The following is a 9,704-nucleotide window of genomic DNA, read 5'->3' on the forward strand; positions in this document are numbered from 1 at the left end:
GACTCGCTGACGCCACGCATGAGCAGGAAGGCGCACATAGTGACTACGACCACGGCGGGGAGGTTGAACACGCCCCCGGCGGTGCCTGGAGGATTGGCGAGCGCGTCCGGAATCTGAATGCCGAATGTTGTGAGGAACTCGTTAAGAAACTGACCCCACCCAACGGCTACGGCGGACGCGGAAACCCCGTATTCGAGCATCAGGCACCAGCCGCACACCCAGGCCACGATCTCCCCGAGCGTCGCGTAGGCGGAGGAGTAGCTCGACGCCGATACGGGGATGGACCCGGCCAGCTCCGCATACGCCAATGCCGAGAAAGCGCAAGTGATCGCCGCGAGCACGAACGACAGCAGGACGGCGGGGCCCGCCTTTGGTATCGCTTCACCGAGAATGACGAAGATCCCCGAGCCGACTATCGAGCCGACGCCGAGGAAGGTCAAGGCCAACGGGCCCATGCTGCGCTTTAGCGTGCCGACGTCGCCCTCGGCGTTGATTTCGTCCGCGGGCTTGATTCGCAGGAGTTGCCGCCTGATCGGCAATGACCCCATGGTTCCTCCCGCCGATAACGCTCTGCCGCTCCTTGTTCGGTACCGTAACGAGAATTCCGCAGCGACGTTCTAGGACGGGACAAGCCATGCTCATCGCCATAGGAGTAACCCCGGACGAATCTTCCAGCGATGCTCTCGCTCTTGGGGCGGTGCTATGCAGATCGCTCGGCGCCGATCCGGTACTGGTGCATGTGTATGCGGAGGCGTATGACCCCGCCAGCGTCGGCCACGTTGATGCCGAGTGGACAGCGTTCCTGCGTGAGCAAGCCGCGGCCGTGCTGGCCGACTCAGTCGAAGAGATGGCGGAAGCACAAGGTTTCGCAGGCGTCGCGACCGCCATGCACGGCCATAGGTCAAGCGGTGTCGGGCTGAACGAAACAGCCACCGCTCTTGGGGCGGACATGATCGTTGTTGGCAGCTCCTCGGGAGCGTCGAACGGCCGCTTCCAGGTGGGGTCCACAGCCGATCAACTGCTCCACGGTTCCGCGTTTCCCGTGTGCTTGGCGCCCGTCGGATACCGGCGCACAGCCCCCCGTTCCATCGGAAGAATCGTCGTCGCGTTCCAGAACACGACCGAGTCGCAAGACGCCTTGCAACGGGCGGTCGAACTGGCGGAGTGCTCAGGAAGCGTGGTCGCGCCCTTGACCGTCCTCGTCCGGCACCGGACCTATGGCAGCAATCTGGGTTCCGCAGCCGAGCAAGCGGTCATCGAAGAGCAGAGGGAGGAGGCCGAAGCCAGCCAAGCGCGCGCTCTGCGCGATGTTCCCGCTTCTCTGCGGGGGGACAGCGTGATCGCTGTGGGTGATTCGCCGCTGGCGGCGTTGCAGCGTCTTGACTGGAGGGGCGATGAGGTGCTGCTGCTGAGCTCATCCAAGGAAGGCAAGATCATGCGAGTGTTTCTTGGTGACATGACGTACAAGCTGATCAGAGCCACGCCAGTGCCGGCGATTGTTCTCCCCCGGCGCACCTAGCCTCTGGACCGTGAAGCAGATCCGGCGCCATGTGGCAGGCGTTCTGTGGGGGGCGCGCGTAGCCTGGGGGCAGCGTCGTTCCGATCAGGAGGACTCATGGCGAATCGCACATACGGTCTCAGCGAAGTTGTAGGAACCAGCCCTGACGGCGTCGACGCGGCAATTCAAAATGCCATCACGCGCGCTGCCAAGACGGTTCGGCATATCGACTGGTTCGAGGTGACCCAGATCCGCGGCTACGTCCGGCACGGCAGCGTCGATCACTTCCAGGTGGCGCTCAAGCTTGGCTTCCGGCTCGAGGACAAGTAGAGCCGACGCCCCTGCGGATTCCCGGCGCGGCTTCTGCCCCCGGACGTCGCCGCTCCGCCAACCGTTGTCCGGGCGTGCCTGGCGGCATCCCCGACATCACCACCCGCCAGGAATCCGTGCGCGTGCGAATCGTCATCAACACCGCTCTACGGTGTCGCGACCAGCACCAGCACACGAGTGTCGGATTCGGCCCGGTGACGATCGGATCTGGGGGTACCCCCTCTGGGGGAGCAACTGGCGCCAGATGCGGTCGATCACGGGAACCGGGTCGGCCGGGCCGCGCAGAAACGCGGCGTCGTCGTTCGGGTCGAGGTGGATGGTGTAGTCCGGAATCTGTTGTGTTTCGCAAACAGTGTGCGTGTCGAATCTCCAGTCCGTATCTTCAACAACATGAAGAACATCTCGCTGCTGTCCAGACTCATGCTCTCCGCAGTCGTAGTGGGGGTGACTGCCCTGCCGGTTGGCGGGATCGCTGTTCCCGCATCCGCCGACCCGGGGCAATGCGTGGCATGGAACGGCAACGTGACGGGGATCATCGCCAACGCGAATGCCCGTGTCGCCAAGCTTTCCCAGTCGACTCTGAGACGGTGGTTCGACGTGCCCGATGGCTCCGGCAAGGCGAGGATCACCAAAGCCTTCGTGAATGCGTTTCCGACTGTTGCGAAGCCCACGGCTGGCGAGCAGCTGGGCAAGGTCCAAGTCGTCTATAACGTGTACTGGCAGCGCAGGCAAGGTGCGGACTACGCCATCGCGTTGAAGTACCTAGACGGCTGTCGCAACGGGATCAAGAAGATCGACTCCATGACTATTGGGAGTTTCGGGTTCCCGAACAAACCCAAGACGGATCTGAAAGCGGCCGTCAGGCTGACCAAGCAGTACCGCAAGGCCAACCCCGGAGTGATCCCAAGCGGATACCAACTGGAAATGGCACAGCTGCAGAGGGCAGATGCCCCACCGCCCTGGTGGAGGGAGAAGCGCTGGGTGGTCTCATTCAGGCGAGCGGGATACCAGCTGATCCAGCTGCTCGTAACGATGGACGGCGACGTCGAACCAGCCTAGAGCCCACGTTGCCCGGGCGCCCTGCGGCAACGGCGAGGCCATGGTCTGCGCGGAGGGCGCCCTGAACGCCGCGACTGACGCAGCCTGCAACTGACATGCGCATGGCGCGCGCTGGCATATAGGCTGCGGGTGTTCGCAGACTCGCGGACGCGGGAGCCCGGGCATCCGGGCTGAGAGGGCGGGGAATCCGCCGACCGTTGGAACCTGGCCGGGTAATGCCGGCAAGGGAGGGAGCGATGCGCGCGAAGTTCACGCGAGGTCGCTGGCGAGTAGTCGATCTCGTCTCCGTCGCTGTGATCGGGTCGACTTTCGGTGTGGTGTATTGGGCCTGGAATCAACTTTGGCTGGTATCGACGCCGCTCTTCGTTGCTTATCCGCCAACCCAAGCGCTGCTGTACGGGGTCTGGATGCTGCCTCAAGTCATCGCGGCGCTTGTCGTTCGGCGCCCAGGCGCCGCCGTGTTCGGTTCGATGTCGGCGGTCGTTATCTCGGCCTTCCTGGGGAACGTGTTCGGGTTGACCGTGCTCATCTACGGACTTGCCCAGGGGTTGGCCGCGGAGATCGTCTTCGCGGTATTCGGCTACCGGGTCTGGAACCGTTTGACCGCCGGGATCGCTACGGCCTTGGCAGCCGTTGCGGGGACAACGCTTGACGTCACTTTCTACTTCCCGTTCTGGACCGAGGCGTGGAAGCAGGCGTACGTGTCGGCGGGGTGCTTGAGCGGGCTGGTGCTTGGGACAGTGCTGGCGCCATGGATCGTGAGGCGGCTGGCTTCGGCTGGAGCGCTAGACGCGATGCCGTCAGGTCGCGCGGCGCGGCTGGTGGCCGGGGAATGATGGACACGGCGGTGGGCGTGAGCGCCCGGCAATTCGGATGGCGCTATGCGGGGCGGTCCAGATGGGCCTTCAGGAATGTTGATCTTGAAATCGCTCCCGGTGAGCGCGTGCTGATCGCCGGTGGATCCGGTGTCGGCAAGTCGACCCTGCTGCGGGCGCTCGCGGCCATTGGCGGCGAGGCGGAATCCGCGGAGACAGCGGGGACGATCAAGTATCGCCGCGGGTCGCGCGAGATCGCGGCCGCTGATGTGGGTCAGCAAGTCGGCCTGATGATGCAGGATCCAGAGACCAATCTGATCCTGACGAAGGTCGGCGACGATGTCGCCTTCGGGCTGGAGAACGCTCAGGTCGACCGGGCCGCGATCTGGCCAAGGGTCGAGCGATCGCTCGGGGTCGTGGGATTCCCGTATGGATTGGAGCGGCCGACGTCTGCCCTGTCGGGCGGCGAGAAGCAGCGGGTGGCGCTGGCCGGGCTTTTGGTCCGGAAGCCGGGCTTGCTCATCCTCGACGAGCCGACCGCGAATCTGGATACAGAGGGCGCCGCCATGACGGTAAGTGCCCTCCAGGGAGTGCTGGCCGACTCCGGGTCGACGCTGGTGTTGGTGGAGCACCGCCTTGCTGACGTGGTCGATCTCGTGGATCGGATCGTCGTCCTTCAGCCCGAGGGCATCCTGTTCGACGGTCCAACCGCTGAAGTCCTGCGATCGAGGGGATCGGAGCTGGCTGATCTGGGCATCTTCGTGCCGGGCGTGGACCCGATGCTGGGTTCCCGGCCGCGGATTCCGCGAAATCGGCCATATATGGCCGGAATCGGCACAAGATCACCCGCTGCGCAAGAAACGGCCGTTCTTTCCGCGCGGGATGTGGTCATTCGGCGGGTCAAGAAGGGCCCGCCGGTGGTGGACGGGGTTTCGCTTCGCGCATCTCGGTCGACCGCTGTTGCCGTCATGGGCCCGAACGGGGCTGGGAAGTCGACGCTCGCGCGAGCCCTCGGCGGCCTGATGCGTCCGAGCCGGGGCAGCGTGACGGCGGCTGGAAGGGATAAGCCACTGCACCGCTACCGCTCGCGTGATCTTTGCCGCGTTGTCGGAAGCGTTTTTCAGGAGCCCGAGCATCAGTTCGTGGCCACGTCTGCTCGCGCGGAACTGGCGATCGGCGCCCGGGCGTCTGGGCTGCCGCGCAGGCAGGCTTGGGAGCGGGCTGACCTGCTTCTCGGTGAGTTGCATTTGGAAGACGTGGCCCGCGCGAACCCTTACACGTTGTCCGGAGGGGAGAAGCGCCGGCTCGCTGTGGGGGCGGCCTTGGCTGGTGGCCCCGGCGCGCTCGTGTTGGACGAGCCGACGTTCGGGCAGGACTTGAACACGTGGCGCGCGACAGTCGAGCTGCTGATCAGGCAGCTGGATGATCAGCGGGCACTAGTTGTCGTGACGCACGATGCGGCGCTGGTCAGGGCGTTAGGCGCCGTCGAGTACCGGATGGCCAAGGGGCGTCTGCGGCTGGACGCCGACAAGATGGGGGGTGATCCTCTATGAGCCTGGAGTTCGGACAGGGCGTCGAGACATCAGGTGTTTGGTCCTGCGTTGGCCGGCTCAACGCGGTAACGAAGCTGGTCATTACCGCTTTGGTCACGATCGGGCTGCTATTGAGCGTTGATCACACGACGGCTGGAGTGATCCTCATCGGCGAGCTTGTCGCGCTGCCGTTCTTCGGGCTCCGGCCAAGAACGGTGGTCGTCAGGTCCGGATTCCTCGTGGCGATCGCCGCGATCCTGACGCTCGTCAACGCCCTTTTCAGCTCGAATCACGAGGGCTACCTGATCCTCGACTGGGGGTCGTTCTCCCTGTCGACCGGAGGCCTCGTGCAGGCTTCAGCCATCGGGCTACGCGTTCTGGCTTTGTCACTGCCGGCCGTCTTGCTGCTGTCGACTACGGACCCGACGCTCATGGCGGACGGGCTGCGGCAGATCGTCCGGGTCCCGTCCAGGTACGCGCTGTCCATGCTCGTCGGCCTGCGGGTCTTGCCGCTGCTCGCCTTCGACTGGCGTGAGATATCCGACGCGCGCCGCGCACGAGGACTCGCCGGTCGTGGCCCCGCGTCCGCGGTTCACGGGGCGATGAGTCGTTTGGTGGGTCTGCTGGTGGAAGCCTTGCGCAGGGCCGTTCGCCTTTCGGTCGCGATGGAAGCCCGAGGCTTCGACCCGTATGCCGCGCGAACCAACGCGCGTCAATCGACTCTCGGCGGACAGGACATGGCAGCGGTCCTGGTGTGTTTGGCACTGGTTGGGCTGGCTACGGCGCTCGCTGTTGCCCAGGGCCAGTGGAGCTTCGTCCTCGCCTGGCCGTTCTGAGCCGCCGCCGCGACAAGCCCAGGGGCCGGGGCAAGATGCAGGTCTCAGGAAGACAACTCGCCCCACACGTGCCATACAACAGTCATCTTCCGTTCCTCGGGTCAGGTTCTTGTGGTTCCTGGGCAAGTTACGGGATGTAGCGGAACAGGTTGGGCAGCAGGAAACCGTACTTGAAGTGACCGTTGGCCATGTCGCTGACCTGGTCCCCGACACTGGCAATGATATGGAAACCTCGCGCATGCAGCGCTCTCCTGGCGCGGGCCTTATACACGGCTGCCGAAAGAGTCTCCTCGTATGCCGACCTGAGACGAAGAGATTGCCAACCGGTGATCCCACGCCTGGTAAGACAATCTTTCGTCGCGCGACGCTGCGTCTCCCGTCGGCCAGTGATGAGGGCTAATCTCACTCCTAAATCGCGCAACTTCAGGAAGAGCTTCCTCACGGGTACGTTCGCTGGAGATCCGCAGCTGGCAACCCACGCGTTGTAGCCCGTTGGGTCAAGGCTGAAGGCAGGGCTGGTCGTTGAGTAGAAGCGGTAGTTGTTGAGCAGCGTGTCATCGATGTCGAAGACCACCATCGCGCGGCAGTCCTTGACCGCCCTTCGCCGCGTGCCCGCGCAGTTACTCTCAATCCATTGTCTTACAGCGCGCATCGCTGCGTGGCTCACTTGCCGCTGATCACGCTTGGCGCGTCCCGATCTGTAATAGCGGTTTAGTTGCGCCGCGAACCCCGGACCAGCGGTATAGGTGGTCTTGGAGTCGAGTGACGGCAGGTTCTGGCCGGTCCCAATGATCAGCCGTCCCCTGGCGATCTTGCCTGGATCAACCTGGACCAGCTCCGCTTGGGCCGGGATCACTCCGATCAGCAGAGCTAGCGACACGATCGCTGTGAGTGTAAGTCGCCGGGCACGGGCTACCCGGGAAGGCGTACTGGCGGAACGGATTGGCTGAGTGTTCACTGCGCTCCCTTAGGTTCAGGCGATCCTGGTCAGGATAGCCCTGGCCACCGATCCGCTGCCACCGAACCAACCCGATCCACGGCGGCGAACCACGCCGCCTGTCACCGGAAGGCACTGCCCGAGACACAAGTCGGGAAACTACATCGCCGCAGGATCGTAGGCGCAGGCTGGATCTTCGGCAAGTGGATCGCCGTAGGCGGCGAACGCGCGCGAGCGGGAGCCGCCGCAGATCGTGCGGAAGTCGCACCGGCCACAGCGTCCGGTGAACTCGGCGGCTCGGATGGATCGCAGGACCGGGTTGTCGCGGTAGATGTCGACGACGCTTCGTTCCCGCACGCTGCCCAAAGGCAACGGCAGGAAGCCGGCGGGCAGGACCTCGCCGTCATGCCCCACGAACAAGATGCCGTTGCCGTCCCGTGTCCCCGCGCTGGTCGCCTTTGGGCTCGTCGTCGGGGGCCCGAGTTGTGAGGCCAACCGCTCCGCCAGGCGGTTGTACAGCGGACCGAGTCCGAACTTCGTCGCCGCGTCCACTGGGCTCGCCGACCGCCAGGCCACGACGCGGCGGAAGAACGGAGCCTCGACGGTGCGCACGATGAATCCGTAGCCGGCGGCGTCGTACAGGAAGTGCGCGACGTCCTCGCTTTCATCAGGCGTGAGCGACCCAACGTCGGCGCCCCGGCCGACCTGGATCAGGAAGAAGACCTCCCAGACAGCGACCCCCAGGTCGCGCAGGAGCACAGCGATGTCGGCCAGTTCCTCGACGTTGCCGCTCATGACGGTCGTGTTGATCTGGACTGTGAACCCGCGCGCTACCAGGTCTTCGATCGCGTCGATCGTCTGCTTGAAGTGCCCGGGGACTTGGCGTATTCCCTCATGAGTTGGGGCGGTCGCTCCGTCCAGGGACAGCGAGATCGTCCGGATCCCAGCGGAGCGAATGTCGTGGAGGGCCTGGCCCGCGAGCGAATCGCTGACGGCGGGGGCAAGCGCCACACGGCACCCGGATTCGCGAGCGAACCGCACGAGAGGCAGGAAGTCGGGTCTGGCGAGTGGGTCGCCGCCGGTGAGCACGAGGATCGGCGGCGGGGTACCGAAACCGGCCAGGCTTGACAGGAACCGCTTGCCCTCTTCGGTCGTCAGCTCACCCGGCATTCCTGTTCGTTGGGCGAAGGCCCGACAGTGCTTGCAGGCCAGAGGACAGGCCTTGGTCATCTCCCAGAAGACGAGCAGCGGCTTGTCTTCGTAAGAACGGGGAGATGGAGTGCGCATCTAGCCGACTCGCTCCTCGCCTCGACTAAGCACACCAGAGCCCACGTCTTGCTTGCCCCTAGACCGGTAGACAACGTACGGCCGGAACATGTAGCCGATAGGCGCGCTGAACGCGTGCACAAGCCTGGTGAAGGGCCAGATGATGAAAACGAGCATTCCGGCCACAGCGTGCCACTGGTACGAGAACGGAGTCTGGGCCATCAGCTCCGGCTTCGGGTCGAGCAGGAAGATCGAGCGGAACCACGGCGACACCGTCTCACGGTAGTTGTAGCTCTCGCCCAACAGTCCGGAGCCGTACACCGTAGTCAGCAGGCCAAGACAGATCGCGGCCACCAGGAACACGTACATGAACCTGTCGTTGCCGGTTGTCGAGGAAGACACCGCCCGGACGGTGCTCCTGCGGTAGATCAGGAAGGCCAGGCCGGCCAGGACGCACGCGCCCGACACCAGACCGAGCGAGACGGCCATCAAGTGATACGTGTCTTCGCTGATCCCGAGCCCGCTGGTCCAGCTCTCCGGAATCACCAGACCCATGATGTGCCCAAGGACCACGGCGAGCAGGGCGAAGTGGAAAAGCGGACTGGCGATCCGAAGCATCTTGCGCTCGTAGAGCTCGCTGGAGCGTGTGGTCCAGCCGAACTTGTCGGTGCGGAAGCGCCAGATCATCCCGACCACGAAGACCGTGATCGTCACGTATGGAAGGACAACCCACAGCATCACTTGCGGGGCGGTGATCATCGGGTCGCTCCTACGCTCGCGAGGGTTGCCAGGACCGCGTCAAGGACATGCACATAGGCCGAGTCCATCTTGTCCAGGGCGTCGCGCATCAGGCCGATCGGCCCGCGGTGTTCCGTTAGCAGGGCCTCCCCAGTCGTCTGATCTTCCATCGCCGCGAATTCCAGCACAACGGCGAGATGGTCGGGCAGCTCCTCGTTGCCAAGTTCGTGGCCGGATTCGGCGTACGCGCTCTTGAACCGCAGCATGGCTTCTCCGCGATTGCGGGTGTCGCCGTGAGTCCAATAGGTCAAGTACGGGCAGGCCTTTCGGCGCATGTCGAAGACAGACACGTAGTGCCGCTGAACATCCATCAGCGGTGTCCCGGCCAGGTGTGCCAGGAACGACTCCAGCGGTTCACGAGCCGCAGTCGGCAGCGTGGCGACGGCTTCGGTCATCGGGCCCAGGCGGGCGAGCAAACGGTCGTCCGGATACCAGAGCAGCCAGGACGCGGCCAGGCGGGCGGCCGCGACGTCTTGTCGGTTCATCGGCTCTCCCTCCCTGGGCCGGAAGCCGGACCGAAGTCCACTGCGCATCCCAAGCTCGATAGTTCCCGACCAGCTTCGGCATGGGCCATCGGGATGACGGACCGGTCCTGGGACTTCGCGATCGCCAGCAGCCGATAGAGCTCGTTCA

At 64.6% G+C, this 9,704-nt stretch carries 11 protein-coding genes and 1 riboswitch; of the genes, 6 read left to right on the top strand and 5 right to left on the bottom strand.

Going from position 1 to position 9,704, the window contains the following annotated elements; translation table 11 throughout:
* Nucleotides 1-548 (bottom strand): amino acid permease (locus Q8P38_12530; protein ID MDP4015426.1); only part of this gene is annotated, 548 nt, incomplete at its 3' end.
* 86 nt (nt 549-634) lie between these two features.
* On the opposite strand from Q8P38_12530, the gene Q8P38_12535 reads away from it, so the two are divergent.
* The 6 genes from Q8P38_12535 to Q8P38_12560 all read left to right on the top strand — a co-directional run bounded on the left by Q8P38_12535 (nt 635) and on the right by Q8P38_12560 (nt 6,070).
* Nucleotides 635-1,519 carry a universal stress protein gene (locus Q8P38_12535; protein ID MDP4015427.1) on the top strand — a complete coding sequence of 295 codons (885 nt, stop codon included), beginning with the start codon at nt 635-637 and terminating at the stop codon, nt 1,517-1,519.
* Nucleotides 1,520-1,615: 96 nt separating this feature from the next.
* Nucleotides 1,616-1,828: a dodecin family protein gene (locus tag Q8P38_12540; protein ID MDP4015428.1), complete on the top strand. Its 213-nt coding sequence runs from the start codon at nt 1,616-1,618 to the stop codon at nt 1,826-1,828.
* Between the two features lie 390 nt (nt 1,829-2,218).
* Entirely contained in the window at nt 2,219-2,887 is a 669-nt protein-coding gene (locus Q8P38_12545; GenBank protein ID MDP4015429.1) for a hypothetical protein, read from the top strand.
* A 148-nt stretch (nt 2,888-3,035) separates the two neighbouring features.
* A riboswitch (TPP riboswitch) is annotated at nt 3,036-3,117 on the top strand.
* A gap of 6 nt (nt 3,118-3,123) precedes the next feature.
* Nucleotides 3,124-3,723: an ECF transporter S component gene (locus tag Q8P38_12550; protein ID MDP4015430.1), complete on the top strand. Its 600-nt coding sequence runs from the start codon at nt 3,124-3,126 to the stop codon at nt 3,721-3,723.
* On the top strand, nt 3,720-5,255 hold the full coding sequence (locus Q8P38_12555) for an ATP-binding cassette domain-containing protein (GenBank protein MDP4015431.1): 1,536 nt from the start codon (nt 3,720-3,722) through the stop codon (nt 5,253-5,255). Before Q8P38_12550 ends, Q8P38_12555 begins: the two co-directional genes overlap by 4 nt.
* Nucleotides 5,252-6,070 (top strand): energy-coupling factor transporter transmembrane component T, encoded by an 819-nt coding sequence (locus Q8P38_12560; GenBank protein ID MDP4015432.1) that lies wholly within the window; start codon nt 5,252-5,254, stop codon nt 6,068-6,070. Before Q8P38_12555 ends, Q8P38_12560 begins: the two co-directional genes overlap by 4 nt.
* A gap of 127 nt (nt 6,071-6,197) precedes the next feature.
* Here Q8P38_12560 and Q8P38_12565 read toward each other — a convergent pair whose 3' ends face one another.
* From Q8P38_12565 to narJ, 4 genes are all read right to left on the bottom strand, one after another.
* Nucleotides 6,198-6,950, bottom strand: a complete 753-nt coding sequence (locus Q8P38_12565) for an HAD family acid phosphatase (protein ID MDP4015433.1) — start codon at nt 6,948-6,950, stop codon at nt 6,198-6,200.
* A gap of 216 nt (nt 6,951-7,166) precedes the next feature.
* Nucleotides 7,167-8,294: a TIGR04053 family radical SAM/SPASM domain-containing protein gene (locus tag Q8P38_12570; protein ID MDP4015434.1), complete on the bottom strand. Its 1,128-nt coding sequence runs from the start codon at nt 8,292-8,294 to the stop codon at nt 7,167-7,169.
* Nucleotides 8,295-9,032 carry a respiratory nitrate reductase subunit gamma gene (narI, locus tag Q8P38_12575; GenBank protein MDP4015435.1) on the bottom strand — a complete coding sequence of 246 codons (738 nt, stop codon included), beginning with the start codon at nt 9,030-9,032 and terminating at the stop codon, nt 8,295-8,297. It lies immediately after the preceding gene.
* Entirely contained in the window at nt 9,029-9,556 is a 528-nt protein-coding gene (gene narJ, locus Q8P38_12580) for a nitrate reductase molybdenum cofactor assembly chaperone (GenBank protein MDP4015436.1), read from the bottom strand. The genes narI and narJ overlap by 4 nt, the downstream gene beginning before the upstream one ends.
* Between the last annotated feature and the right edge of the window lie 148 nt (nt 9,557-9,704).

This window comes from Candidatus Nanopelagicales bacterium (genome assembly GCA_030700225.1).
In the GTDB taxonomy this organism is placed as follows: Bacteria; Actinomycetota; Actinomycetes; order S36-B12.

Coding starts and splice junctions, on each gene's coding strand:
- narI (MDP4015435.1), bottom strand. CDS start 9,032: ATGATCACCGCCCCGCAAGTGATGCTGTGGGTTGTCCTTCCATACGTG.
- Q8P38_12540 (MDP4015428.1), top strand. CDS start 1,616: ATGGCGAATCGCACATACGGTCTCAGCGAAGTTGTAGGAACCAGCCCT.
- Q8P38_12555 (MDP4015431.1), top strand. CDS start 3,720: ATGATGGACACGGCGGTGGGCGTGAGCGCCCGGCAATTCGGATGGCGC.
- Q8P38_12545 (MDP4015429.1), top strand. CDS start 2,219: ATGAAGAACATCTCGCTGCTGTCCAGACTCATGCTCTCCGCAGTCGTA.
- narJ (MDP4015436.1), bottom strand. CDS start 9,556: ATGAACCGACAAGACGTCGCGGCCGCCCGCCTGGCCGCGTCCTGGCTG.
- Q8P38_12570 (MDP4015434.1), bottom strand. CDS start 8,294: ATGCGCACTCCATCTCCCCGTTCTTACGAAGACAAGCCGCTGCTCGTC.
- Q8P38_12535 (MDP4015427.1), top strand. CDS start 635: ATGCTCATCGCCATAGGAGTAACCCCGGACGAATCTTCCAGCGATGCT.
- Q8P38_12550 (MDP4015430.1), top strand. CDS start 3,124: ATGCGCGCGAAGTTCACGCGAGGTCGCTGGCGAGTAGTCGATCTCGTC.
- Q8P38_12560 (MDP4015432.1), top strand. CDS start 5,252: ATGAGCCTGGAGTTCGGACAGGGCGTCGAGACATCAGGTGTTTGGTCC.